The organism is Paenibacillus sp. Y280 (assembly GCF_056786335.1).
In genome coordinates this window covers 243,325-267,228 of record NZ_JBXCIW010000007.1, presented here as the reverse complement: position 1 = coordinate 267,228, position 23,904 = coordinate 243,325, and the positions used below count along the sequence as shown (strand labels likewise).

Genomic DNA, 23,904 nt, shown 5'->3' with positions numbered 1-23,904 from the left:
GAGTAGAAATATGGACGGAAACCGAATGTTGGAACTTCTACCTTCTAGAACGCAGCGACCGTATAAGGGGGATTTTTTCGTATTAGGCTTTCATACCTTCGATAATAGCTTTATGGCCGGCTTGAACATCGAAGGTGAAGTTCATCCAATCGGAACCTTTATCCACGGTATGAACAAGGAAGAGCAACAATCATTGCTGGAAATTATTCAGTCCAATCCCCTGCGTACCCAGCATCCGATGATTTGGGTCACCCCCGGCATTTGTGTCGAACTGACCTTTGATGCAATCATAAACGACCGACTTGTTAAACCTACCTTTCAAGCGTTCCGTTTCTCCATCGATTGGAAGGCGTGTACGTGGAGTAGATTGATAGTTGAGAATGCACCTGTTCCCGTTCAGGTCAAACTCACACATCCCGATAAAATCATTTGGGATTCGCCTAGAATCGATAAAGAAAGCTTCATTTCCTATTTGATACAAGTCTCAAAGTTTATGCTTCCCTTTTTGCAGGAAAGAACGTTAACGACGATTCGTTATCCAAAAGGCATAGCTGGAGAATCCTTCTACCAGCGTAATTGTCCGGATTATGCTCCGGATTTCATTAAAACTGTGGAGAGGAACGGGATTACTTATATCGTATGCGATGATTTGTCGACACTGATCTGGCTGGGCAACCAATTGGCAATCGAATATCATATCCCCTTCCAAACGGTTGAAACGGACCTGCCCCTGGAAGTTGTTATCGATCTGGACCCGCCAAGCCGGGATCATTTTCCGCTTGCCGTGAAGGCGGCTTTAGAATTGAAAGCTGTGTTCGATAGCTTCGGGATCGTTAGCTTCCCCAAGCTGTCTGGCGGAAAAGGTCTGCAAATCCATATCCCGATTCCAAAGGGCGCTTCATTAACCTACGACGACACAAAAATTTTGACGTCCTTTCTGGCCGAATTTTTGGTACAAAAGCATCCGGATGATTTTACGATTGAAAGGCTGAAAAAAAACCGAGGTGCAAGGCTCTACATCGACTATGTCCAGCATGCAGCCGGTAAAACGATCATCTGCCCTTACTCCACAAGAGGAAATCATGAAGCGACGGTAGCAGCCCCCTTGTATTGGCATGAAGTGAATGAACAATTAAGCGTCGAGAAATTCAACATTCCTTATGTATTAGATCGACTTGCAAACGGGGATTGCCCGATGAAGGATTTTTTTAGAATCGACAACAACTCGCTGCCCTCTGTCCTATCCCTTCTGAAAGAGAAGAAACGACTGATGTGAAAAGCAAGCATCCATGACGTTAATCCAGATTCCATAAACCAACAAAAAAAAACCACCCCGAAGGGTGGTCCGCACTCATGATGAGTACTATAGGATTTGGATAGGAGTGGAGAGAAACCATACTGTACCTTTATTATATGTATACGCTTCCAAATTGTCAATAAGCGTTTTCATTTTTGTTTTAATTAAATTGAAAGCGCTTATATATTAAAAAACGAACACCCGGTTAAAGGTGAACGTCATAGCCTTTTGCCGAAAGCACGGCAATCGCCTGGTCCAAATACTCCTGGCTGCGGAACGAAAGCCGTAATACGCCCGGCACGTCTTCCCTGCTCTCGATAATATGGATATTGCTGAGGTTGATTAGGCTGTTCCCTAGCTCGCTCGTTATTTTACCGATAATACCTGGGTGATCCGGAATATCGACATAACAATCAAAGGCGGATTGAATCATCCCTTTGCGGCGCTCAGGCATCTTGCTGCGGAATTCGCCTGCTGTTTCGAAAGCAGCAGCTATCGCATCCCCATCGAGGCTCTCCAGCATCGCAACAAATTTATCCGTTTCCTTGCTCCAATCGCGGAGCAGCTCAAGCACGACCTTGCGATTATTAATTAATATGTCACGCCATATAATCGGATCGCCCGAAGCGATACGTGTAATATCACGGAAGCCCCCTGCAGCAAGCGATTCATAAAGCCCATTTTCCTCATTATAGCCGCGAATCTGGTTCACAAGCGAAACGGCAATGATATGCGGCAAATGACTGATTGCACCCGCAATTTCATCATGCTCCTTCGCGTCGACCTTTACAATGTTCGCTTTCGTATAGCTAAGAAGCTCTACTAATCGTCCAACAGCTTCCTCTGGCGTATCCTGATCTGGCGTCAATACGTAGAAGGCATTCTCATATAAATGCGAGGATGCAGCTTCAACGCCAGTACGCTCAGATCCGGCCATCGGATGCCCGCCAATAAATGTAGCTTCGCCAAAATCAAGCGATTTCGCACAGGCCATAACAGAAGCTTTCGTGCTGCCTGCATCCGTAACAATGCAGCCCGGCTTTAAATTGAAATTGCTCAGCTTCTCCATATATTCCTCGATATTTCCTACCGGTACGCATACAAAAATAAAGTCGGCTTGCTCCGCAGCCTCTTGCATTGAAGTAGTCGCATAGTCAACGACGCCGCGCTGCAAATACTTCTCAACCTGAGACTGCCGATTCGAATGGCCGATTACGGTTATATCTGGTTTTCCTTTAAAGCAGAGAGCGATCGAACCGCCGATCAGCCCTACCCCAAAAATCGCTACAGTAGTCATAACTTTATCCTTGCACCGCCGCTTCCTGCAAAACCTGTTCAAGCGCCGCGATAAACTTTGCATTTTGCTCCTGAGTGCCTACTGTAATCCGAATATGATTCGGATAATAAGTCCAGCGAGGTCTTGAAATAATTCCTTTGCGCAGCAATCCATCAAATACCTCTGGTGACGAACGCTTCGTATCGACCATCACAAAGTTTCCGTATGCTGGGAAGTAGGTTAAGCCAAGGCGGTCGAATTGCTCGGACAAATACGCAATGCCTTGCTTGTTTTGCTCCCTGCAATAGGAAATAAAAGATTTATCCGCTAGTGCTGCTTTCGCTGCTGCTTGCGCTGCACGTGAGGTGTTGAATGGCTCACGCACTTGATTCGTGAAGCGAATAACATCGGGATGACCGATTCCATAGCCAATCCGCAGTGCCGCCAAGCCATATATTTTCGAAAAAGTACGTAAAACGATCAGATTGCGGTGCTCTTTAAGCAGCTTGATGCCATCCGGGAAAGCAGGATCGTCAATGTATTCACCATAAGCTTCATCCAGCACAACCAGCACATTCGCAGGAACCTGCGTTAGAAATGCGGACAATTCCGGCAAGGTTACAATCGTTCCAGTCGGATTATTTGGATTGCAAATCCAAATGATTTTGGTACGGCTGTTCACTTTAGCCAGCATCGCAGGCAAATCATGCTTGCCCTCTTTTAGAGGAACCTCTACGATACGGGCATTCTCGATTTCTGCGTTATGCTTGTATTGAGGGAATGTTTCATTCGCCATAATCGTTTCATCGCCAGGAACGATAAACGCTCTATTAATCATAAGTATGATTTCGCTGGAGCCTGTACCAAAAATAATTTGATTCGACTCCACGCCAAGCTCTTCTGCTAGCGCAGCTGTAAGCTCAACGCTCGCGCCATCGGGATAAATATTTAAATGTGATAATTCTTCAATAATCGCAGTTTTAGCCTGTTCGGAGCAACCGAACGGATTTTCATTCGATGCAAGCTTAATAACTTCCTTTAATCCCAGCTCCCTCTTAACATCCTCAACCGGCTTTCCTGGTTGATAAACGGGAAGGTGGACGATATTATCTTTGGGCTGCATGAGCCGCTCACCTCTTTTATTATGGACTAGTCTAATTACTTGAACCATTGTCTCATATCTGTTTAAGGTTTTAAAGTTTTTTTACGTCAGAAAAGCCCCGCGCAAAATGCAAGAGGCTCTTCTTCTAATAGTCTTTCCCTCAGCCCTTAAGCTGAGCGACAAAATCACCGATTTGCTTAAGTCCTGCTTCACGTTTGTTTGGATCTTTCAGAAGCGGAATAGCTTCCTCAATCGTACGTACGATAGCGCTGCCTACGATCACGCCATCACATTGCTTCTCGAAGCGTGATACCTGCTCGCGGTTTGAGATACCAAAACCAACCGCAATCGGCAAATCAGTCGCCTCACGAACCGTAGCAAGAAACTCATCAATGCCAGTATGAAAATCTGCTCTAACACCCGTTACGCCGAGCGATGACACGCAATAAACGAAGCCTCTTGCTTTGCGCGATATGCGAGTAACGCGATCCTTCGAGGTTGGAGCCACCAGCGGGATGAGATGAACATCAGCTGCTTCCGCAAGCTGCCGCACTTCCTCATCCTCTTCGATCGGCAAATCAGGTATGATGAGACCGCTTATCCCTTTGCTTTGGACGAGCTCGAAGAAAGCTTTCAATCCAAACTGGAATACGGGATTATAGTAGGTAAACAATATAAAAGGAATGGTGACGCCAACTTCGCGAGCCCGCTCTGCAACGTGAATGCAGTCCTTTAATGTGATGCTGTTATGGAGCAAGGCGCGCTCGGATGCACGCTGAATAACAGGACCGTCTGCAAGCGGATCGGAATAAGGAACGCCAAGCTCGATCAAATCTGCGCCAGCTTTCTCCAGCGTTTGGATGATCGCGACGGACGTGTCCAGATCAGGGTCTCCCATCGTCAAAAAAGGAATAAGAGCCGTCTTGCCTTCTGCTTTCAAGCGTGAAAATGCCATATCAATGTGATTCATGCTTCTCTACCCCCAAATAACCCATAATCGCCTCTACGTCCTTGTCGCCGCGGCCGGACAGGCTCACAACAACAACCTTGTCTTTATCAAGCGTTGGAGCAAGCTTAATCGTCTGAGCAATGGCATGCGCAGATTCAAGAGCCGGAATAATGCCCTCGGTGCGTGACAGCAGTTGAAGCGCTTCGAGTGCCTCTGCATCGGTTATAGGCACATATTCGGCGCGTCCAGAATCTTTTAAGTAAGCATGCTCCGGTCCGATACCCGGATAATCAAGCCCAGCGGATATCGAATGTGCAGGCTGGACCTGTCCATGCTCGTCTTGCAGGACGTAGCTCATGGAGCCTTGGAATATGCCATGACGTCCTTTAGTCATCGTTGCAGCGTGCTCAATCGTGTCGACACCGCGGCCTGCTGCTTCAACGCCAAGCAGCTTTACGCTGTCATCGTTAACGAAGGGATAGAAGATGCCCATCGCGTTGCTGCCGCCGCCTACTGCAGCTACAATGTAATCCGGCAATCTGCCTTCTTCAGTCAAAATCTGCTGACGAGCTTCATCCCCGATAATACGCTGGAAATCACGAACCATCATCGGATAAGGATGGGGACCTGTAACCGAGCCTAAAATATAATACGTATCGTCAACGTGACTAACCCAGTAGCGAAGCGTTTCATTGCAAGCATCCTTAAGCGTTCTTGTACCGGATAATACGGGTACTACCTCGGAGCCGAGAAGCTGCATGCGGAACACGTTGAGCTGCTGACGCTTCATGTCCTCCTCGCCCATAAAAACTTTGCATTCAAGGCCAAGCAAAGCAGCGATTGTAGCAGATGCTACACCATGCTGTCCAGCGCCGGTCTCTGCAATAATTTTAGGCTTGCCCATGCGTTTGGCAAGGACACCTTGTCCAATCGTATTGTTGATTTTATGTGCGCCCGTATGGTTCAGGTCTTCACGTTTTAAGTATATTTTGGCTCCGCCAAGATGCTCGGTTAGACGCTCTGCATAATACAGCGAAGTTGGTCTTCCCGAATATTTGTGCAATAAATAACGAACCTCGTCCTGAAAGGCTTGGTCCTTCGAATAATGAGCATATGCTTCCTCCAGCTCAAGCAATGCTGTCATTAATGTTTCCGGTACATATCTTCCGCCAAAAGCTCCAAAGCGTCCATTTTTATCTGGTACATGTGTCATGCTTCCATCACCCTTCTTACAAATAATCGGATCTTGTCGATATCCTTGCGACCATCCGTCTCTACTCCGCTTGAAACATCAATTCCGCCAGGAGCGTAGGTTCTAAGCAGCTCCTGCACATTGCCCTCATGCAATCCGCCTGCTACATAAAGCGTTAAGCCAAGCTCTTCCGCTGCTTTATTATAGTCTGCTATCGCTTCCCAGTTGAACGTTTGGCCTGTTCCACCGCCTGGAGCATCAATAAGCGCCGCATCGACAGCTCCTTTGTAGGGTGATAAACGCTCAATCGCAGAATCAAGCTCATTTCCATCAGCATCCCGCTTTACGGAAAACACTTTCCATACTTGCACCTTCAGCTTATCGCGTACCGCCTTGCAAAACTCAGCCGATTCACTGCCGTGCAGTTGAACGACGTCAAGCGGAGCTTCTGCTATAATCTCTTGCAGATTCTCGAGCGTTTCATTGACGAACACGCCTACCGTCCTCGGGCGTTCCCCGCCTGCAGCCTGCAAAGCAGCAACGGCTTCAATAAGCTGCGCTGCAGTCGCCTTGTCTACCTGCCGCTTGCTCGGGGCAAACACGAAGCCGATTTCGTGAATGGGCAAGCCATCCATTGCTTCGATGGTTTGGACATCCTTTAGTCCGCATATTTTGATACGCGGCTGCAGCTTCATCGCGCCCCCACAGCGCCCATCAGGTCGTCTACTGCTTGGCCCACATTCTCATGGCGCATAAAATGCTCGCCAATCAATACGCCGTGCGCGCCAATCGATTGCAGATAGTCCATATCGGATTTGCCGGCAATGCCGCTTTCGCTGATTACGGTCACATTTTTGGGTATATGTCCTATAAGCGACTCGGTAGTTTTCAAATCGGTAACGAATGATTTCAAGTCACGATTATTGATGCCGATCAGCGTAGCCTTATTAAGCGCAAGAACGCCTTCAAGCTCCTCAAGGTTATGAACCTCTACGAGCACATCCATTCCGATAGACTTAGCAAGATCATGAAACTCGCCAAGCTGTGCAGGCGTCAATATGGCAGCGATGAGCAAAATCGCATCGGCGCCGATCAAGCGTGCCTCATAAATTTGACGGTGATCGATCGTAAAATCCTTGCGCAAAAGAGGAACCTTAACCGTCTCGCGTACGGCGCTCAAAAATTCATTCGATCCTTGGAAATAGTCACGGTCAGTCAATACAGAAATGCAATCGGCTCCAGCGGCCTCATAGGCTGCAGCAAGCGTAGTCGGCTCAAAATCGCTGCGGATCAAGCCTTTGGACGGCGATGCCTTCTTAACCTCCGCGATAAGACCCATGCTTCTGTTGCGGCCAGCGTCAGACAGTGCAAGCTCAAATCCCTTACAAGCTGCCATAGCTGCAATTTGCTTCTCAACCTCTGCCAGCTCAAAGCGAGCAGCGAGCTCTTCAACCTCTGCCCTTTTTGTTGCTACAATTTTATCTAGAAACATGTGCCAACTCTCCTGTCGTTTGAATAAGACGAACAAGCTTTTGCTGCGCCTCTCCAGAATCGATTACTTTGGCTGCTATCGTTACACCCTCGCTGAGCGAAGCTGCCAGCCCGCCTACATAGATGCAAGCACCCGCATTCGCGAGTACGATATCTCGATAAGCTCCTTGCTGTTCACCGGAGAAGATCGCACGAATCAGTGCTGCGTTCACTTCCGGTTCACCGCCCATCACGTCCGCGATTGGCCAGCGGGCAAGTCCCAGCTCTTCAGGCGTAATATCATAAGTGTGTACCTTGCCATTTAACAATTCTGAAATTTGCGTTGGAGCAGAAATACTTATTTCGTCGAGTCCGTCATGGCTGCTCACGACCAGCGCCCGCTTCAATCCGAGCTCCCTAAGCACCTCAGCTACGGTCGAGGTTCGGGCGCGGTCGTACAAGCCTAGAAGCTGTCTGTCTGCTCCTGCAGGATTTGTAAGCGGCCCAAGCATATTAAAAATAGTCCGAATGCCAAGCTCGCGGCGAGGGACGGCCGCATGGCGAAGCGATGGATGGTACAGCTGCGCGAACATAAAGCAAATTCCGATGTCATTCAAGCATTGCGCTGCTTGCTCCGGTGAGATCGTGATTTGAACGCCAAGCGCTTCCAGCACATCGGCACTGCCTGTTTTGCCCGACATGGCGCGATTGCCATGCTTGGCTACTCGAATGCCTGCTGCTGCTGCGATGATGGAGGATGCCGTAGAGATATTGAATTTATGAATACCCGATCCGCCGGTTCCGCATGTATCAAGCAATCCCTCCTGCTCCGTATGGAGATGGCTTGAATGTGTACGCATCGCCTCAGCGAATCCAGTTATTTCATCCTTCGTCTCGCCCTTCATTCGCATTGCGGTTACGACGCCGGCAATTTGAGCTTCTGTCGCTTCCCCGCTCATGATGATGTTCATGACCGCATTTGCTTGCTCTCTTGTGAGATCCGATCCGCCAATCAGCTGACTAAGCGCACGCTGCATCGTTATCGCTTCAATCGCTTGCATTATTGACCAAGCCCCTCTCCGGCCTTGACGTAATAATCCATATTAATGGAATTGAAACTTTCCTGCGGGCTCTTAGGCTGTCCGAAAATCGCTTCCGCCGCACGGATCGCTTTAAGCATCCCTTTGGCTTTGTTCACCGTCTCCAAATATTCGCTCTCCGGCACAGAATCCCAAACGATGCCCGCTCCAGCCTGTACATAAGCTTTGCCGTGTTTGAAAATAATCGTCCGAATCGTAATGCAAGTATCCATCGATCCACCGAAGCCTAAGTATCCGATTGCTCCCGCATACGCGCCGCGCGCTTCATTTTCCAGCTCCGCAATAATTTCCATCGCTCTGAGCTTCGGTGCGCCCGAGACGGTGCCGGCGGGCAGACAGGATACAAATGCATCAAAGAAGTCCTTGTCCTGATGGAGCTTGCCTGAAACGTTGGAAACGATATGCATAACATGCGAGTATCTTTCAATTTCCATAAACGAATCGCATTTAACGGTACCAAACTCCGATACGCGTCCTATATCATTACGGCCGAGGTCCACAAGCATCAAATGCTCTGCGCGCTCCTTCTCATCTGCAAGCAGCTCGAGCTCTAACGCTTTATCCTCTTCCGGGGTTTTGCCGCGAGGCCTTGTTCCAGCAATTGGCCGAGTCTCCACGCGATCGCCGTTAACCTTCACTAGCGCTTCAGGCGACGTGCCCACGATAACCTCTTCGCCCATTTTTAAATAATACATATAAGGTGATGGATTCATCGTGCGCAGCACTCGGTACACATGAAGCGGATCAATATCGGTATCGATGCTGAAGCGCTGGGACAGCACCACCTGGAAGATGTCGCCGGCACGAATATACTGCTTCGCCTGATCGATATTCGAGATGAACTGCTCCTTCGTTACATTCGATTGAATATCTCCAAGCTCTTGATCAAACGAGATGGATCCGCCTGCCGTTACTGGAATCGTTACAGGCTGCTGCAATCGCTCGATCGTCGCTTCAATTTTGGCAACTGTCGCTTCGTAGCTTCGTGCAATTTCTGCATCGGTTGCACCGTCAGCAATATGAACGTTGCCGACAATTTGCAGCTGCTGCTTAAAATGGTCAAATACGATAATTTGATCACAGAACATAAATTGCATGTCATTCATCTTCAAGTCGTCGATACGGTGTGCAGGAAGCTTCTCATAATATTGCAGCAAATCGTATCCGAAAAACCCGATTGCACCGCCTGTGAAGGGCGGAACCTCTGGAAGCGACGGACTGCGGAAGGAACGCAAATGAGCTTTGAGCAGCTCTATCGGCTTATCGTTAAGCACATGCTTCTCGCCTCTGTGCTCCAGCACCATCTCGCCATTTTTACCATAAAGCATCATAAAAGGATCTGTTCCGATGAACGAATATCTCGCCCATTTCGCGCCGCCCTCCACGCTCTCCAGCAGAAAGGCATGATCCTCCTTCGCAAAATGCTGAAACAGCCGGATTGGTGTTTCCGTGTCCGCCATCATGTGACGAACGATCGGAATTAAATTGTATTGACTGGCAAGACGCGTTACTTGCTGAAGCTCATCTGACATCCGCACAACCCCCTGTTTTATAGATATAGCCATTAATGTGCACAAAAAAAAGCTCCTGCATGAGCAGGAGCGTTGGTTTAGATGATGACGGAAGTGTGTAAGCGGAAAAAGATACAATTGTAGGTACGGCGAAACAGCACTTTTACAATTCTATGCGCCTATGCGCAAAGAACCATTCAGCTCTTTCCATCTTTCCGTACAAATAACTGCTCTACTCTGCTTCTCTCAACTAGTCTATACTCATCTCAACTAAACTCATTACTCAGCTCTGCTACTCTCACTTACGTTACTAAATATACAACAACGAACGGCCGTGCGTCAACACAGAGATTTAATTGAATATGGGCATATGAGTCCTTAAGCCTTGGACAAGTCAGGACGAAGCGCTTTCGCGCCGCTTAAATAAACATGACGAATTTCCGCTTGTGTTTTGTCCGTGTTAATCAGTACCATCAGTCTGATGCAGCGCTCCAGACTGCCTTTAACCGGCACCTCCAGCGCGCACATAAGGGGCACGAGCTCCCAGCCGTTCATTTGACGAATCGCACGAGCCGGAAACGTCTCGTCAAGATCGCTTGTAACCGTCACGAAAACACTGCAAATATCGTCCGGCACGATCTCATTGTCAGCTACAATCGCATTCAACATCTCAATCGTCGCTGTCAAAATCGGCTGCTCTTCGTTTGCATCTACCGTAATCGCACCGCGAATTCCTCTTACACTCATTACAGCTCCGCCTCCTGTTTTAATTGCTCCACAATTTCTCGTACCCATTCCACGGGAACATTGGGTTTTATTTCGACAACGCCGATTGCAGTTGGCACTACAAAAACCATCGTACCCTCCGCGAATTTCTTATCATGCATCATCGCTTCCATAATCTTGTCTACGTCAATATGCTCCGGTAAACGTACAGGCAGCCCGCATTTCGCAAGAACCCTCTTCGTTGCAGTATATACCTCTTCCGGAGCGCCATAGCGGAGGCCAAGCTTAGCTGAGCCAATCATTCCGATTGATATCGCTTCGCCATGCGTGAACTCGCCATAACCGGCAACCGCTTCGATCGCATGCCCAATCGTATGGCCTAAATTCAAGATCGCTCGCAGATCGTTTTCCCTCTCGTCCTTCGAAACGACAGCCGCCTTCACGCTGCAGCCTTTGTAAAGCCCATAGCCAAGCGCCTCTGGATCAAGCGCCAACAGCTTCTCCGCATTCTCCTCGCACCAAACTGCAAATGCTTCATCCCATATGAGTCCATGCTTAACCATCTCTGAAAGCCCGCCGCTTACATCTCTAGGTGGCAGCGTTTGGAGCGTATGCAAATCATATAAGACAAGCTCAGGCTGATGGAAAGCTCCGATAATATTTTTGGCAAGCGGATGATTAACAGCGACTTTGCCGCCCACGCTGCTGTCATGCGCCAGTATCGTAGTTGGAACCTGTACGAATTTTATGCCTCGCATGTACGATGCTGCTGCAAATCCGGCAAGGTCGCCAACAACGCCTCCGCCAAGAGCAACGATCGCCGATTTACGGTCCAGTCCTTCCTCCAAAGCTTTGGTAACAAGCGACTCCAGCATCGAAAGCGATTTCGAGCTCTCCCCTGCGGGAACGACGATGCTCGATGTCTGGAAGCCAGCGCTTCTTAGCTCCGATTCAAGCGTATGCAAATGAAGATCGGCTACATGGCTATCCGTAATGATCAAGAGAGGAGATTTCTTGCTTATTCCATGCTTGACGAAATAGGAGGAAGCCTCCTTCAGAAGGCCTTCCCCGATATAAATAGGATAAGAGCGGTCACCTAATTCGACTGTAAGCTCACGCATCCTTAGTACCGGCCTAGCTGTTCAAGGTAATTGTTCAAGTTAGCGCGAATTTCCTCGATCGAATCGCCGCCGAACTTCTCAAGAAACGCTTTGGCAACTTCCCATGCGACAACATGCTCCATTACGACGCTGGCAGCAGGCACCGCACAGCTGTCTGAACGCTCAATCTGAGCGGTAAACGGTTCCTTCGTATCGATATCTACACTGCGAAGCGGCTTATAAAGCGTCGGAATCGGCTTCATTACGCCTCGAACGACAATTTGCTCGCCATTGGTCATACCGCCCTCAAAGCCGCCTAAACGATTCGTTGCCCGATGATAGCCGCGTTCAGCCTCATACATAATCTCATCATGCACCTGCGAGCCGCGGAGCTTAGCTGCTTCAAAGCCGATGCCGATCTCGCAGCCTTTGAATGCATTGATGGACACGACCGCCTGCGCAATCCGTCCATCCAGCTTGCGGTCCCACTGAACGTGGCTGCCAAGTCCGATCGGCACGCCCTCGATGATGCATTCCACGATCCCGCCGATGGAATCGCCCTCTGCTTTAATTTGATCGATATAATCTGTCATCTTCTGCTCGGTTTCCTTGTCTACGACACGAACGGAAGACTCCTCGGTCAATCGGATCAATTCATCAACTGGCAGCTGATTGGCAGGTGCTTCAATCTCGCCGATGCGAATAACTTGCCCAGCTACTTTAATGCCGAACTCCGCCAGCAATTGACGCGCAACTGCACCAACAGCTACACGCGCGGCCGTCTCGCGGGCGCTTGAGCGCTCCAATACATTGCGCAAATCCTTCAGATCATATTTCAAGCCGCCGTTCAAATCCGCATGACCTGGACGCGGGCGATGGACGCGGCGCTTCTCCTCATCGCTGCCTTCAATTGGCTCAATATTCATAACGGAAGTCCAATGCTTCCAGTCATTGTTCGCAACGATAAGCGCTACCGGAGCGCCAGTCGTTCTGCCGTGACGCACGCCGCCGACAATGTCAGCGGTGTCTTTCTCGATTTGCATCCGGCGTCCACGACCATGACCCTTCTGGCGGCGGTGCAGCTGGAAATTCAGTTCCTCAAAATCAATAGTCAAATTACTTGGCAAACCTTCAATTATAGCGGTTAATTGGGGGCCATGTGTCTCGCCCGCTGTCAAATATCTTAAACTCAAGTCAAAGCTCCTCCTTCTGGGGCAAGCCTATAAGCGGCCTGCTATGCTTTACAGCACTAAACATCTTTGCTCATTATAGTACAGCCCTACCGGTTTGACAAGAATTTGAACCCCGCGGATGTTGGATCCGCAACATAAAAACAGGCTGCAGCAATTGTCCTCATGAAAGACAATTCCTACAGCCTGTTCTGCATGCCGCCTGTTAACTATTAACCGATTTTTTCTCGAGCAGCGACGCACTATCATTCGTTAGCATCGGGTCTATAACGAGCCTTGCCATTTGTCCACTGTCTACTCCAATAATTTGCGCGCATTCTTGAATCGAAATAAAACCACGCTTGTAGGCGGCAATTACCTTACGTTTATCCATCTGTTGCTTCATCCTCCAAGTCGTACACATTACCATTAGTATAGGAGAAGATAGAAAACGGTATACATTCCGTTTAGACTTTGCGGTAAAAAAAGGTATCTGCAGTCTCAAAGCTGTATTGGGCTGGCGAGAAAATCTGCTCCGTGCTTCCAACAAAAAGCAATCCGCCAGTCTTTAGCGCCTTAGAAAATTTGTGATACAGCAAATGCTTGGCTTCTTCCGTAAAATAAATCATAACATTTCGGCATACGATTAAGTCAAATGAGCTGTCGAATGTATCATGTAGCAAATTTTGCTGCTTGAATTGTATAAATTGCTTTAATGTGTCCGAGATGAGATAAGCGCCGTCCTCTTGCTTAAAATATTTTCCCCGGCATGCCGGCGGAACGTCGCGCAGCGAGCGCTCCAAGTAACTGCCTTCCATTGCCTTCTGCAGCACATTTGAATCCAAATCCGTCGCGAGGAGCGAGGACCGCTGAAGTGCGCCAAGCTCCGATAAAATCATAGCTAGCGTATAAGGCTCTTCTCCAGTCGAGCAGGCTGCGCTCCACACTTTAAGGCGATTTGAGGCACTCAGCATCTCTGGAAAAAATCGTTTTTGCAGAACCTCCCACCTTGATGGGTTTCTCCAAAATTCGGATACATTGATTGTCATGCGATCCAAAAACTCATTCAGCATGCTGCGATTTTGCTCGATCGCTTTCCAATACTCCTCGAACGTTTGAAAACCGTGCTTCATTCGCAGTGTAATCAGCCTGCGCTTCATTTGGGCTTCCTTGTACTGCGACAAATCGATGTCGGTCTTTTGCTTTATCCGAGCTATAAACTGTGCAAAATCACGATCCTCAAGCATAGGTGCCTCCATCGTTAGGTGGTTAAATTAAACCCACCGTTGAATAGTATGTTCATAATTAACTAGCTCGGATGGCGAGAAGTATAGGCCGATCTCTCTTTCAGCGTTTGCAACTGAATCCGAGCCATGAATCAAATTAAAATTCGTATGTACAGCAAAGTCTGAACGGATCGTACCTGGAAAGGCTTCGAGAGCATCGGTTTTGCCTATTAGCGCACGAGTGAGCGCGATAACGTTATCGCCTTGCCATACCATAGCAAATACTGGACCGGATGCAATGAATTCAAGAAGCGGCTCATAAAACACCTTGCCCTTATGCTCTTCATAGTGACGCTCCGCAAGCTCCTGATTGATCATCATAAATTTGGCTGCTGACAGCTGCAGTCCCTTTCTTTCAAACCTTGAGATGATTTCACCAATCAAGCCCCGTTGAACGCCATCCGGTTTAATCATTAGAAAAGTTCTTTCCATCTACATCCATTCCTTTCGAATTCGCATAATTAATAATTACGTTTGCCAATAAAGTGAGCGAGATCGATCAAGTTCTTTTTCGCTGCAACATTCGGTAAACCCTCTAATGCTTGTAGAGCTTTTTTAATATACCTATTTGCGAGCTGATCTGCAAGCTCTCCGCCATCGCTTTTCCGAATTAATTCAATGGCACGCCCCGCGTCCTTTTTGCCCCCATGCTCTCTGATGGTTGCGATTTCCCTTAACAGAGGATCACGTATGCTAGTGTCCTGCAGAGCAAGCAGCACTGGAAGCGTAATGTTGCCTTGACGCATATCAGAGCCAGGCGGCTTTCCGATTTGCTTCTCGGTACCATAAAGATCAAGCAAATCGTCGCCAATCTGAAAAGCCATGCCAACATTATAGCCGTATCGGTACAAACGATTCGAGGTCTGGCTATCGGCGCTTGCGGCTACTGCCCCAAGCTGACAGCTGATTGCGATCAGCAAAGCCGTTTTGCGTCTTATACGAAGCAAATAGTTCCGAATCGTTTGCTCGGTATTAAAGAAATCGCGAATTTGCTCCATTTCACCGATACACATCTGTACGAGCGCATTTGATAAAATTTGATGAATCTGTGGATCGGGCAGCTGGGCTGCAATCGTTAATGCTTTGCCGTGAATGAAATCACCCGTGTACATCGCAATGCGATTGTCCCACTTGGATTTGACGGTTAGCTGACCGCGCCTAGTTTCCGCATCGTCAATGACATCATCGTGTACGAGTGAAGCCATATGTATAAGTTCAAGAGGTACTGCAACCCGCTTCATCACATCAAGTCGATAATCGCCAAACTTGCCGGCAAGCAGGACGAAAACGGGTCTGATCCGTTTCCCTCCAGCTTTGAGCAAGTGCAAAGAAGCCTCACCGAGCAGCAAGTGGTCATCTGACACGCTCCGCTCGAGCTCCTGCTCGATCTGATTTAGGTCGCCTTTCATCTTTGCATACAAGTCTAGTAGTTTCATTCTTTCACCTATTGGGCAGATTGGTCTTCAAAAAAAGTAAGATCCACGTCATTCGACAGCAATCCTAACTGCTTTGAATAATCGAAATATAACTTAAGTCCTTCTTGCAGCTTGCTCCCAAAATCATATTGAAGCGAATGAAAGTACATCTCCCAGTATGTCGATACTCCCCCAAGCTGTGAACAGGCTTGTTCAATTAGTGGACCAAGATGAGCCTTATTATATTGTTTGCTCGCAATTAACGTCTTATATACAGCCTGAACGGCTTCTGGTGCTGATAAAGCTGCTTCCTTGCGTGCCGCAACTACGGCATAAGTCATTCCTAGTCCCGTCCACTCATTCCACAATTGCCCCAAGTCAATGACATGAAGCCCGTGTTCTCGCCAAGAGGCTTGGATAGCCTGGTCGCCGATAATAAGCGCGCCATCGGCTGTTTCCAGCATACGATCAAGCTCGGGTGCTGCGGTAAAATAAGTTGGATTGCACTCAAAATGCAAAGCCATCATGATTTTCAACAAATTGACTGAAGTAGCCGATGTGGTCGTTACGGCAATTCGTTCAGGCCGTTTGCGCTCAATTGGCTCCTTCAAGAACAAAAGGATCGAGTTTACCGCTCCAACAGAGCCTACCGATAATTCCGGCAAAAGTACATAGTCATTCGCGTTTTGTCCATAAGAAAAGGACGATATTGCCGATATATCCAGTTCACCAACCTGAAGCATTCGGTTTAACTCAGAAGGTACGCGCTTTATCACTTCAAAGCTATCCCGATCAGCTCGTTCCTCGAACTGATGGAATAGCGGCCAAGCATTTGCGTAATCAATTCTTCCAATGGTGATTGGGCGATTACTCATGCCCATTATGCTCATCTCCCCATCTTCTGTACAAATCATGGTCGATTGCCATATTATCAAGCACCTTGCCGACCAAAAAATCAATCATTTCATCCATTGACTGCGGTTTGTAATAAAAAGCCGGCATTGCCGGAATCATTCGAACGCCAAGGCGCGCAAGCGTCAGCATGTTCTCAAGATGAATCGCGTGAAGCGGCGTTTCTCTAGGTACGATTAACAGCTTCCGATTCTCCTTTATCATCACATCCGCTGCTCGAGTCATCAAATCATCGGAAATGCCGTGCGAGATTGAGGCAAGCGTCCCCATCGAGCACGGCACAATAACCATTCCTTGTACGCGGTAAGAGCCGCTTGCAATGCTTGCGCCGATATCCGCATTCGGATGGAACACAAGCCTGTTAGTCGAAATAGCATCGCCAAAGCGTGCCTCTAGAGCCGCTGAGCGACGCGTTGTCTCCCAGCCAAGCTCTTCCTTCAGCACCCTCCAGCCTGCTTCTGTAACGACTAGATGAACCTCATAATCCATTTGAAGCAGCACCTCGATAAGCCTAATGCCATAAATCGAGCCGCTAGCTCCTGTGATGCCGACCACCCATCGATTCGTCCAATTCGATGGGCTGACAGCCAAGCTTCCTTCTACCATTCGTGAATGACCAACAAATCAACGATTGTAAATAAGAACAGCACGACACTCAGTGTGCCATTCATGCCAAAAAACGCGGTTTGGACACGTGACAGATCGTTTGGACGTACGAGCCAGTGCTGGTAGAACAATAAGGAAATCGATATTAACGTCCCAAGCAGATACATCCAGCTTAAGTCCGTGAGCCAGAACAATATAACAAAGCCGATTGCCGTCACGATATGCAGGGCACGCGCAATCCAAAGGGCGCCTGCGATGCCAAAGCGAGCCGGGATGGAATGCAAGCCGACATTTCGGTCATACTCGAAATCTTGCGTAGCGTAGATGATGTCAAAGCCGGCGATCCATAAAGCTACCGTTATATACAAAATCCATGCAGCCGGATCAAAGCCGCCGGTAATCGCAACCCAGCCGCCAAGCGGAGACAGTGCAATCGTAAAGCCAAGGAAAATATGGCATAACCATGTAAAGCGCTTCGTGTAAGAATATAGGACAAGCATGACTACGGCAATCGGCATTAATTTAAGCGAAATAGGCTCCAAATTCGCGGTTGCTATGAAGAGAAGAACGAATGAAACGATAATAAACAGTAAAACCTCAGCTGATTTTAGCAATCCAGCCGGCAGCGCCCGCTTCTCTGTTCTCGGGTTGCTCAGGTCAATCGCCTTATCGATAAGCCGATTGAGGCTCATTGCCGCGCTGCGAGCGCCGAACATCGCAAGCGTAACCCATCCGATCTCGCTCCAAGAAGGCAAACGCTGCTCCATCATCACCGCTCCCAGAATTGACCCCATAAAGGCGAAGGGCAGTGCAAAGATGGTGTGCTCAAACTTAATCATTTCAAAAATAATACGTAATTTGCGAATCATTGCTGTTTCTTCTCCTTTGTCCCCATATGCAGCGCAGCTACTCCGCCGGTCAGAGGATATGCCTTCACCTGATCAAGACCCGCATCTTCAAACAGCTCAGCAAGCTGCTGCCGACCGGGGAACATTTTGAGCGATTCCGGAAGCCATTTGTACTCTTGAAAGCTCTTGGCTACAAGCTTGCCCATTTGCGGCAAAATACGCTCAAAATATAAGTTGTACATCGCTTTAAACGGCTGCCAGGTAGGCTTGGAAACCTCTAAGCATACGACAAGGCCGCCAGGCTTCACGACACGCTGCATTTCCTTTAGAACCTGCAAATAGTCGGGCACATTGCGAAGGCCGAAGCCGATCGTCACGAAATCGAAGGAGCTGTCCTCGAAGGGCAGGCTCATCGCATTACCTTGGACTAATTTAATTTGCTTATTCAAGCCAAGCTTTTCAATTTTGAGGGCACCGACATCGAGCATGTTTTGGCTAAAATCAAGACCAACAATTTCCCCGGTGCCGCTGGCGTCCGCCAGCGCGATCGTCCAATCACAGGTTCCGCAGCATAAATCCAGCGCAGTTTGCCCAGGTAATACGTTCATTTTCTTCATCGTAAATTTCCGCCAAGCTTTGTGCCTGCGAAAGCTGATCAGATCGTTCATCAAATCGTATTTTGGAGCTATCTTCTCAAATACGCCATGTACATGGCTTTTTGAATTCGTATCCATCCCTCAAGTCACCTCGTCTCGTTGAGTGCAGGCGTGTAACCGGGCTTTTCGTTTAACAGAGCATCGACGATAGATGTCAATTCACCGAGCAACTTGTCCGATTCCAGCTTCCCAGCCAAAGCCTTTACGGCATCAGCCGACTGCTTCAGCTTAGTCATAAGCTTGCTGCGCACCTTATATTTTTCTGTCAAGCTCTGAACGAATGCAGGCTCCTGCATGCGCTGGGAGAGCTGCTGCCGTTCATCGTCGGTTCCCTCCTGCATGAGATGCCAGTAGGCCCAGCTCTTATCGAACCGAGCCGAACCTTCACTGCGTGCTATCTCATCCCGTACAACCTCGCAGCGGCTGATGCCCATCAAAATTTCTGACCAGGCCTTTGCGAGGGTCCCTTCCAGCACGTCAGTAAAAATGTAAAACAATGTGCTTCTAATCTGCACCGTGCTGCTCAATAATTCCTCTGCGGTCATTTTGAGCTGCCTCATCCGAACGTATAAATTCACTTTCAGTCTGTTAACCTCGGAAACCGCGCTGCTGATTTTGGATATCATATCAATTTGGCCGGCTTGCGAGAGCAATTGATAAAAAGTCGCGCTAAAGTAATCTCCTGCCAGCACCTTGAGCTGTCTTGACCGCATCTCCGGCTCAGTACGCTGCTCTACATCCGTATCGATTAAATCATGCGTATCCATTCCTAACTGAACCAGAGATATGACTAGTGTATAGAGCTCGCTGTTTGGCCTCAAGGACTGCTGCTCGTTTAGGAAAGCATGAAGCATTCGCAATCTTGCGTCCGATAAGTCAGGCAGCGCCGTATGCGCTTTAATCATGTCATAATCTACATACTTTTGAGCTATTTCAGGTATACGGTACGTTTTCATGGGGTAAGCCTCCGAACAGAGAAGCGCAAATCGCCGCTCAATAATCTAAACTATTATAGCACAACTTTTTCTAAAGAGCATACGATTCAACCTGCTTGTTCAACAAATTGCAACATCCATGCCATCTAATCTTGCGAAATAGACGAAGGCTTTACTGTAAAACCAGATACTGGTCCAAACCGATCTTCCCAAGCCGAGGTAAAGCTTACCCTTAGTCTTTTTCGCCATAGCTCGTCATGGATGGGATCAGCCTGAGCAAGCCCATCCATCTCGTGGATGAGCCATTCATCCGTCTTCCTCACATCGATAGCAGCAAGCAGAGCTTCGCCATCTTGCCTATCCTCAACCATTCGGATGAGCACCCGCTTCACATTTTCAAGCTGCAGGAACGATACGCGCACCAGCTTCTCTACATCTGCAAACCAGACGGTTGGCCTCCCCTTGCTTGTACTGATGCGCATGTCAACGGACAATATCCCGTTGCTCCACTCGGCCTTATTCATTCGTTCATTTAGCTGAGCAGCAATTAGTACATCCACTAAGTTGCTGTTTGTAAGCCGAACGGCCGGCGTTGTTCGAAACACGGCTATCTCATGGCCATCTGCTGAACGCTTCGATGCCAGATGAGGCAGCCAGGTCAATATTAATGTGACAGCTAGAGCAGTCACGCATGCGGTTAAGAGTGGTTTTCCGATTTTCACCCTGCACCTCCAAATAGTAGCCCATCCACAGAAAAGAGACTCATACTTCATTGTACGAGCGTTTGTGTATGTTTATTCGGAACGCAACAGGCAAAAAAAAAGCAGGCTTAGCCTGCCTTGCACGTTTGCTGCTACTGATCGGTTTCCATCGTCCCGTATTTCGTCATGACGACCGCTTTACCCCGTATTTTAATAGCTGAAGTATGATCAGTAAATTGGCAAATCAAGATTTCGTTTTTGTCCAATTTTTCCGTATGATGAAATTTTGTGTCCAGTCCGCGTGTTAAACCGATGACTTGAACGCCTTGGTCCTTTGCTTTTATAACAATATACTCGCTTTGTGTAGGCTCCACCATTATCCCTCCGCTTCCGAAATTCCAACTATCCATGTGAATTATAGTGGAAGTACGACATTTGTGCAATCTCTTCCCGCCTGCGGAGCAGCAAAAGACGCCCGAACGGCGGACCGTCCGAGCGTCTTATGATCAAAATATAACCATTTACAAGGTTGACCCTTATCTATTGCTTATATTCGATGTGCAAATTGCCTTTGCCGCCGAAGTCCGTCAGCATCAGCCGTTTACGCTTTCCTATGCTTAATTGGATACGAGGTCCTTAAGTGATTTTCCTGGTTTAAAAGCAGGCGTTTTGCTAGCTGCAATCTCGATTGGATCTCCCGTTTGCGGGTTGCGGCCTTTACGGGCTTGACGCTCGCGAACTTCGAAGTTTCCAAATCCAACCAACTGCACTTTATCTCCGCTTTGCAAGGCATCGGAAATCGCATCAAAAACAGCATCAACCGCTTTTGTTGCATCTTTCTTCGAAAGATCAGTCAATTCAGCTACTTTGCTAATCAAATCTGTTTTGTTCATTGTTTCACCTCCTCCAAAGTGCTGTATAGCATCATTTTGTTATAAGCATATAAACTCTCATCTTATCCCTCTTATTAACGGAAATCTTCAAAAATATACCTTTTGACCGAACAAACCTATAGTAATACAGCCGTTTGCCAATTTCAAGTACTAACCGGCAATTCCTCCAAAACAAATAAGCCGCTCCCTGTTTGGCAGCGGCTTATTCGATATGCTAGATTCAATACTTACAGGATGATCGCAATCAACCCGCCTGAGCCCTCGTTGATAATGCGTCCAAGCGTCTCTTGGAGCTTGTAGCGCGCGTTGTCCGGCATCATCGCAATTTTCCCTTGAATGCCCTCTCGCACGATGGAATGAAGGGAGCGACCGAATATATCAGACTCCCAAATCTTGATTGGATCATTCTCGAAGTCTTGCATTAAGTATCTAACCAGCTCTTCGCTTTGCTTCTCCGTGCCGATTATCGGAGCAAATTCCGATTCCACATCGACGCGGATCATATGGATGGACGGTGCTGTAGCCTTCAGTCTGACCCCAAAGCGCGAGCCTTGGCGAATGAGTTCCGGCTCGTCGAGCGCCATTTCCGCAAGGGAAGGTGCCGCGATGCCGTATCCGGTCGTTTTGACCATTTCCAGCGCCTCTGCAAAACGGTCATACTCTCTTTTGGCATGAGAGAAGTCCTGCATAAGCTGCAATAAATGGTCTTTGCCCCGAATTTCGACACCAACGACCTCCATAAGGATGCGGTCGTACAGCTCATCTGGAGCGTACAAGTCGATTTCTGCAACACCCTGCCCCATATTCATGCCGCTGAGTCCTGCCCGAGCAATGAAATCATATTCCATGAACTGGGTAACTACGCGATCGACGTCCCGCAGTCTTCGAATATCTTTAACCGTGTCGCGTACTGAGCTTTCATAGTTGCTGCGAAGCCAGTGATTGTCGTTCAGCACCATAACCCAGCTCGGCAAGTTGACATTCACCTCATGAACAGGGAACTCGTAGAGGACTTCCCGCAGAACGGAAATAACCTCCTCTTCCCCCATCGTCGCCACGCTTAGCGTCATAACTGGAATATCGTATTTCGCCTGAAGCTCGCTGCGCAATTGAAGCGCTTCTTCACTCTTAGGGCGAGTGGAGTTTATGACGAGCACAAATGGCTTGCCGACTTCCTTCAGCTCGTTGATGACACGCTCTTCAGCAACAACATAAGAGTTGCGCGGAATCTCAGCGATTGAGCCGTCTGTTGTGACTACAACACCGAGTGTAGAATGCTCTTGGATAACTTTACGCGTTCCAATCTCAGCCGCCTCTTGGAAAGGAATCGGCTCATCGAACCATGGAGTCGTAATCATGCGCGGACCGTTTTCGTCCTCATAGCCTTTCGCGCCTTCAACTGCATATCCTACGCAATCGACCAGTCTCACGTTTACCTCAAGTCCATCGGTAACCCTGAGCTGTACCGCTTGATTCGGAACGAATTTAGGCTCTGTTGTCATAATCGTCTTGCCTGCGGCACTTTGAGGAAGCTCGTCAATGGCTCTCACGCGGTCTGATTCGTTAGCGATGTTCGGAAGAACAACCGTCTCCATAAACCGTTTAATGAATGTTGATTTGCCCGTCCGGACAGCCCCGACAACCCCGAGGTAAATATCCCCGCCGGTTCTTTCGGCTATATCCTTGAAAATATCTACTTTCTCCACTGAATATCCCCTCCCAATTGATTTTTCCGGTTCGCCGCCATCCACCGGTCAATAGGGCAGGCCAGCGACGCAACTCGTACATGCTTTGTGGACTAGTAACATCTTATGTGCCGGCTTTCCGATTATGCCGATTCCTTCTGCGAAATCTTTTTTTGTTCGTCTGCGAGCTTCCCTTCCAAGATTGAAATATATGAGAATAAGAGCATATCTATGACCCCAATAGGCAAAAAAAAACCTCTCCAAGACGAATAGTCAAGGAAAGGAAACATGAAAAGGATAGATTTATTCTGGCTTGTCCTACTGCTTCACGGCCTGGGGCTCATTGTTCACCAAATGATAGGACGGCGCTTTAACGGGAACAAAATCCGATCCATCGACCAGCAATTTCCGCAAATCAAAATTCGCATCGTAATCGAATTTGCCGCTTTTTTGCACGAATTGCATAATATCTATACCATAATCGGAGTAGACAACGCCATTTTCATCCACTAAGGCTTGAATGGTTTGACCTGAGAACACGCTGCGGATAACCGGCGCTTCCTTCTTCATCGCCTTGTAATCGAGCTGATAAAAGCCTGGATACATTTGCTCCCCCTTCGGAAGCACGCTATTCGTTTGAACATAGGCCGTAACCCAGCTCTGGATATCGTTGATCTTCTGGAAGGCTAAGATGTCAAGCAGCTTTACGCTTGGCTTCGTCTCTTCATCGATGACAAGGAAACTAAAGTTTCCGCCGTTCTCAAATGCTGCGGTTGGAATATCGGTTAAATAGCCTGTCCGGCCGAGTTTAGCGAAATCAACGTAAAACTTTTCGTATCTCGGCGTTTCTGCTGTACTGTTTTTGATCGGAAGCATACCCGTCTCCGCTTGATATTGATCAATCGCGGCCTGAACATTGCGAACAGCCTCTTTGGGTACGACTTGGTTTTGCTTGAGCTGGTCCTTCGGATAAAGGCATCCAGACAAAGAAAGCAGCATGATGAATAAAGCAACAAACGCCGCCGTTTGGCGTGTATGACGGCGCAGCCCCCTCTTATTAAAGCGATTCATATCT

The 23,904-nt window shown here is 48.2% G+C and carries 27 protein-coding genes; 2 read left to right on the top strand and 25 right to left on the bottom strand.

The genetic code is table 11. From position 1 onward, the window contains the following. Window positions 1-10 precede the first annotated feature (10 nt). Window positions 11-1,276, top strand: a complete 1,266-nt coding sequence (ligD, locus tag AC1TPC_RS12430) for a DNA ligase D (protein WP_482067159.1) — start codon at window positions 11-13, stop codon at window positions 1,274-1,276. 226 nt (window positions 1,277-1,502) lie between these two features. Here ligD and AC1TPC_RS12425 read toward each other — a convergent pair whose 3' ends face one another. The 22 genes from AC1TPC_RS12425 to mtrB form a co-directional block, all read right to left on the bottom strand. Continuing rightward, a complete protein-coding gene (locus tag AC1TPC_RS12425) occupies window positions 1,503-2,594 on the bottom strand; it encodes a prephenate dehydrogenase (protein WP_482067158.1) in 1,092 nt (363 codons plus the stop codon). A gap of 4 nt (window positions 2,595-2,598) precedes the next feature. After that, window positions 2,599-3,696 carry a histidinol-phosphate transaminase gene (gene hisC / locus AC1TPC_RS12420; RefSeq protein WP_482067157.1) on the bottom strand — a complete coding sequence of 366 codons (1,098 nt, stop codon included), beginning with the start codon at window positions 3,694-3,696 and terminating at the stop codon, window positions 2,599-2,601. A gap of 139 nt (window positions 3,697-3,835) precedes the next feature. Then, window positions 3,836-4,645: a tryptophan synthase subunit alpha gene (gene trpA, locus AC1TPC_RS12415; RefSeq protein ID WP_482067156.1), complete on the bottom strand. Its 810-nt coding sequence runs from the start codon at window positions 4,643-4,645 to the stop codon at window positions 3,836-3,838. Next, window positions 4,632-5,837 carry a tryptophan synthase subunit beta gene (gene trpB / locus AC1TPC_RS12410; RefSeq protein WP_482067155.1) on the bottom strand — a complete coding sequence of 402 codons (1,206 nt, stop codon included), beginning with the start codon at window positions 5,835-5,837 and terminating at the stop codon, window positions 4,632-4,634. Before trpB ends, trpA begins: the two co-directional genes overlap by 14 nt. Beyond that, window positions 5,834-6,511: a phosphoribosylanthranilate isomerase gene (locus AC1TPC_RS12405; RefSeq protein ID WP_482067154.1), complete on the bottom strand. Its 678-nt coding sequence runs from the start codon at window positions 6,509-6,511 to the stop codon at window positions 5,834-5,836. Before AC1TPC_RS12405 ends, trpB begins: the two co-directional genes overlap by 4 nt. Then, entirely contained in the window at window positions 6,508-7,308 is an 801-nt protein-coding gene (gene trpC, locus AC1TPC_RS12400; RefSeq protein ID WP_482067153.1) for an indole-3-glycerol phosphate synthase TrpC, read from the bottom strand. The genes AC1TPC_RS12405 and trpC overlap by 4 nt, the downstream gene beginning before the upstream one ends. Further along, window positions 7,295-8,347: an anthranilate phosphoribosyltransferase gene (trpD, locus tag AC1TPC_RS12395; protein ID WP_482067152.1), complete on the bottom strand. Its 1,053-nt coding sequence runs from the start codon at window positions 8,345-8,347 to the stop codon at window positions 7,295-7,297. Before trpD ends, trpC begins: the two co-directional genes overlap by 14 nt. Continuing rightward, entirely contained in the window at window positions 8,347-9,918 is a 1,572-nt protein-coding gene (trpE, locus tag AC1TPC_RS12390; RefSeq protein WP_482067151.1) for an anthranilate synthase component I, read from the bottom strand. Before trpE ends, trpD begins: the two co-directional genes overlap by 1 nt. Before the next feature lie 357 nt (window positions 9,919-10,275). After that, complete coding sequence (aroH, locus tag AC1TPC_RS12385; RefSeq protein ID WP_482067150.1) at window positions 10,276-10,644, bottom strand: chorismate mutase; 369 nt, start codon at window positions 10,642-10,644, stop codon at window positions 10,276-10,278. After that, window positions 10,644-11,744, bottom strand: coding sequence for a 3-dehydroquinate synthase (gene aroB, locus AC1TPC_RS12380; protein WP_482067149.1), 1,101 nt, complete (start codon window positions 11,742-11,744; stop codon window positions 10,644-10,646). Before aroB ends, aroH begins: the two co-directional genes overlap by 1 nt. Window positions 11,745-11,746: 2 nt before the next feature. Beyond that, window positions 11,747-12,916, bottom strand: coding sequence for a chorismate synthase (aroC, locus tag AC1TPC_RS12375; protein WP_482067148.1), 1,170 nt, complete (start codon window positions 12,914-12,916; stop codon window positions 11,747-11,749). Between the two features lie 202 nt (window positions 12,917-13,118). Then, window positions 13,119-13,286 (bottom strand): hypothetical protein, encoded by a 168-nt coding sequence (locus AC1TPC_RS12370; RefSeq protein ID WP_482067147.1) that lies wholly within the window; start codon window positions 13,284-13,286, stop codon window positions 13,119-13,121. Window positions 13,287-13,359: 73 nt separating this feature from the next. Then, complete coding sequence (locus tag AC1TPC_RS12365) at window positions 13,360-14,139, bottom strand: CheR family methyltransferase (RefSeq protein ID WP_482067146.1); 780 nt, start codon at window positions 14,137-14,139, stop codon at window positions 13,360-13,362. 27 nt (window positions 14,140-14,166) lie between these two features. Beyond that, window positions 14,167-14,610: a nucleoside-diphosphate kinase gene (gene ndk / locus AC1TPC_RS12360; RefSeq protein ID WP_482067145.1), complete on the bottom strand. Its 444-nt coding sequence runs from the start codon at window positions 14,608-14,610 to the stop codon at window positions 14,167-14,169. 29 nt (window positions 14,611-14,639) lie between these two features. After that, the gene (locus AC1TPC_RS12355) at window positions 14,640-15,614 is read right to left on the bottom strand and encodes a polyprenyl synthetase family protein (RefSeq protein ID WP_482067144.1); all 975 of its coding nucleotides are present in this window, start codon (window positions 15,612-15,614) and stop codon (window positions 14,640-14,642) included. Window positions 15,615-15,622: 8 nt separating this feature from the next. After that, window positions 15,623-16,474: a menaquinone biosynthetic enzyme MqnA/MqnD family protein gene (locus AC1TPC_RS12350; protein ID WP_482067143.1), complete on the bottom strand. Its 852-nt coding sequence runs from the start codon at window positions 16,472-16,474 to the stop codon at window positions 15,623-15,625. After that, complete coding sequence (locus AC1TPC_RS12345) at window positions 16,461-17,111, bottom strand: UbiX family flavin prenyltransferase (RefSeq protein ID WP_482067142.1); 651 nt, start codon at window positions 17,109-17,111, stop codon at window positions 16,461-16,463. Before AC1TPC_RS12345 ends, AC1TPC_RS12350 begins: the two co-directional genes overlap by 14 nt. Beyond that, on the bottom strand, window positions 17,105-17,980 hold the full coding sequence (locus tag AC1TPC_RS12340; RefSeq protein ID WP_482067141.1) for a UbiA-like polyprenyltransferase: 876 nt from the start codon (window positions 17,978-17,980) through the stop codon (window positions 17,105-17,107). The genes AC1TPC_RS12345 and AC1TPC_RS12340 overlap by 7 nt, the downstream gene beginning before the upstream one ends. Beyond that, entirely contained in the window at window positions 17,977-18,693 is a 717-nt protein-coding gene (locus AC1TPC_RS12335; protein WP_482067140.1) for a demethylmenaquinone methyltransferase, read from the bottom strand. The genes AC1TPC_RS12340 and AC1TPC_RS12335 overlap by 4 nt, the downstream gene beginning before the upstream one ends. An 8-nt stretch (window positions 18,694-18,701) precedes the next feature. After that, complete coding sequence (locus tag AC1TPC_RS12330; protein WP_482067139.1) at window positions 18,702-19,571, bottom strand: heptaprenyl diphosphate synthase component 1; 870 nt, start codon at window positions 19,569-19,571, stop codon at window positions 18,702-18,704. Window positions 19,572-19,696: 125 nt separating this feature from the next. Further along, window positions 19,697-20,272: a hypothetical protein gene (locus AC1TPC_RS12325; RefSeq protein ID WP_482067138.1), complete on the bottom strand. Its 576-nt coding sequence runs from the start codon at window positions 20,270-20,272 to the stop codon at window positions 19,697-19,699. Between the two features lie 131 nt (window positions 20,273-20,403). Beyond that, window positions 20,404-20,628 carry a trp RNA-binding attenuation protein MtrB gene (gene mtrB, locus AC1TPC_RS12320; RefSeq protein ID WP_482067137.1) on the bottom strand — a complete coding sequence of 75 codons (225 nt, stop codon included), beginning with the start codon at window positions 20,626-20,628 and terminating at the stop codon, window positions 20,404-20,406. A gap of 58 nt (window positions 20,629-20,686) precedes the next feature. On the opposite strand from mtrB, the gene AC1TPC_RS12315 reads away from it, so the two are divergent. Continuing rightward, window positions 20,687-20,872, top strand: a complete 186-nt coding sequence (locus AC1TPC_RS12315; protein ID WP_482067136.1) for a hypothetical protein — start codon at window positions 20,687-20,689, stop codon at window positions 20,870-20,872. On the opposite strand, the gene AC1TPC_RS12310 is transcribed toward AC1TPC_RS12315, so the two are convergent. The 3 genes from AC1TPC_RS12310 to AC1TPC_RS12300 all read right to left on the bottom strand — a co-directional run bounded on the left by AC1TPC_RS12310 (window position 20,869) and on the right by AC1TPC_RS12300 (window position 23,900). Further along, the gene (locus AC1TPC_RS12310; RefSeq protein ID WP_056627940.1) at window positions 20,869-21,144 is read right to left on the bottom strand and encodes an HU family DNA-binding protein; all 276 of its coding nucleotides are present in this window, start codon (window positions 21,142-21,144) and stop codon (window positions 20,869-20,871) included. The two genes, AC1TPC_RS12315 and AC1TPC_RS12310, sit on opposite strands and share 4 nt — an antisense overlap. A gap of 227 nt (window positions 21,145-21,371) precedes the next feature. Continuing rightward, the gene (gene spoIVA, locus AC1TPC_RS12305; protein ID WP_169081824.1) at window positions 21,372-22,850 is read right to left on the bottom strand and encodes a stage IV sporulation protein A; all 1,479 of its coding nucleotides are present in this window, start codon (window positions 22,848-22,850) and stop codon (window positions 21,372-21,374) included. A gap of 297 nt (window positions 22,851-23,147) precedes the next feature. Beyond that, the gene (locus AC1TPC_RS12300; protein ID WP_482067135.1) at window positions 23,148-23,900 is read right to left on the bottom strand and encodes a hypothetical protein; all 753 of its coding nucleotides are present in this window, start codon (window positions 23,898-23,900) and stop codon (window positions 23,148-23,150) included. Window positions 23,901-23,904: the final 4 nt, after the last annotated feature.

Bases quoted from the DNA above. Each gene is read 5' to 3' on its own strand.
- ligD (WP_482067159.1), top strand. From the start codon at position 11: ATGGACGGAAACCGAATGTTGGAACTTCTACCTTCTAGAACGCAGCGA.
- AC1TPC_RS12425 (WP_482067158.1), bottom strand. From the start codon at position 2,594: ATGACTACTGTAGCGATTTTTGGGGTAGGGCTGATCGGCGGTTCGATC.
- hisC (WP_482067157.1), bottom strand. From the start codon at position 3,696: ATGCAGCCCAAAGATAATATCGTCCACCTTCCCGTTTATCAACCAGGA.
- trpA (WP_482067156.1), bottom strand. From the start codon at position 4,645: ATGAATCACATTGATATGGCATTTTCACGCTTGAAAGCAGAAGGCAAG.
- trpB (WP_482067155.1), bottom strand. From the start codon at position 5,837: ATGACACATGTACCAGATAAAAATGGACGCTTTGGAGCTTTTGGCGGA.
- AC1TPC_RS12405 (WP_482067154.1), bottom strand. From the start codon at position 6,511: ATGAAGCTGCAGCCGCGTATCAAAATATGCGGACTAAAGGATGTCCAA.
- trpC (WP_482067153.1), bottom strand. From the start codon at position 7,308: ATGTTTCTAGATAAAATTGTAGCAACAAAAAGGGCAGAGGTTGAAGAG.
- trpD (WP_482067152.1), bottom strand. From the start codon at position 8,347: ATGCAAGCGATTGAAGCGATAACGATGCAGCGTGCGCTTAGTCAGCTG.
- trpE (WP_482067151.1), bottom strand. From the start codon at position 9,918: ATGTCAGATGAGCTTCAGCAAGTAACGCGTCTTGCCAGTCAATACAAT.
- aroH (WP_482067150.1), bottom strand. From the start codon at position 10,644: ATGAGTGTAAGAGGAATTCGCGGTGCGATTACGGTAGATGCAAACGAA.
- aroB (WP_482067149.1), bottom strand. From the start codon at position 11,744: ATGCGTGAGCTTACAGTCGAATTAGGTGACCGCTCTTATCCTATTTAT.
- AC1TPC_RS12370 (WP_482067147.1), bottom strand. From the start codon at position 13,286: ATGGATAAACGTAAGGTAATTGCCGCCTACAAGCGTGGTTTTATTTCG.
- AC1TPC_RS12365 (WP_482067146.1), bottom strand. From the start codon at position 14,139: ATGCTTGAGGATCGTGATTTTGCACAGTTTATAGCTCGGATAAAGCAA.
- ndk (WP_482067145.1), bottom strand. From the start codon at position 14,610: ATGGAAAGAACTTTTCTAATGATTAAACCGGATGGCGTTCAACGGGGC.
- AC1TPC_RS12355 (WP_482067144.1), bottom strand. From the start codon at position 15,614: ATGAAACTACTAGACTTGTATGCAAAGATGAAAGGCGACCTAAATCAG.
- AC1TPC_RS12350 (WP_482067143.1), bottom strand. From the start codon at position 16,474: ATGGGCATGAGTAATCGCCCAATCACCATTGGAAGAATTGATTACGCA.
- AC1TPC_RS12345 (WP_482067142.1), bottom strand. From the start codon at position 17,111: ATGGTAGAAGGAAGCTTGGCTGTCAGCCCATCGAATTGGACGAATCGA.
- AC1TPC_RS12340 (WP_482067141.1), bottom strand. From the start codon at position 17,980: ATGATTCGCAAATTACGTATTATTTTTGAAATGATTAAGTTTGAGCAC.
- AC1TPC_RS12335 (WP_482067140.1), bottom strand. From the start codon at position 18,693: ATGGATACGAATTCAAAAAGCCATGTACATGGCGTATTTGAGAAGATA.
- AC1TPC_RS12330 (WP_482067139.1), bottom strand. From the start codon at position 19,571: ATGAAAACGTACCGTATACCTGAAATAGCTCAAAAGTATGTAGATTAT.
- mtrB (WP_482067137.1), bottom strand. From the start codon at position 20,628: ATGGTGGAGCCTACACAAAGCGAGTATATTGTTATAAAAGCAAAGGAC.
- AC1TPC_RS12310 (WP_056627940.1), bottom strand. From the start codon at position 21,144: ATGAACAAAACAGATTTGATTAGCAAAGTAGCTGAATTGACTGATCTT.
- AC1TPC_RS12300 (WP_482067135.1), bottom strand. From the start codon at position 23,900: ATGAATCGCTTTAATAAGAGGGGGCTGCGCCGTCATACACGCCAAACG.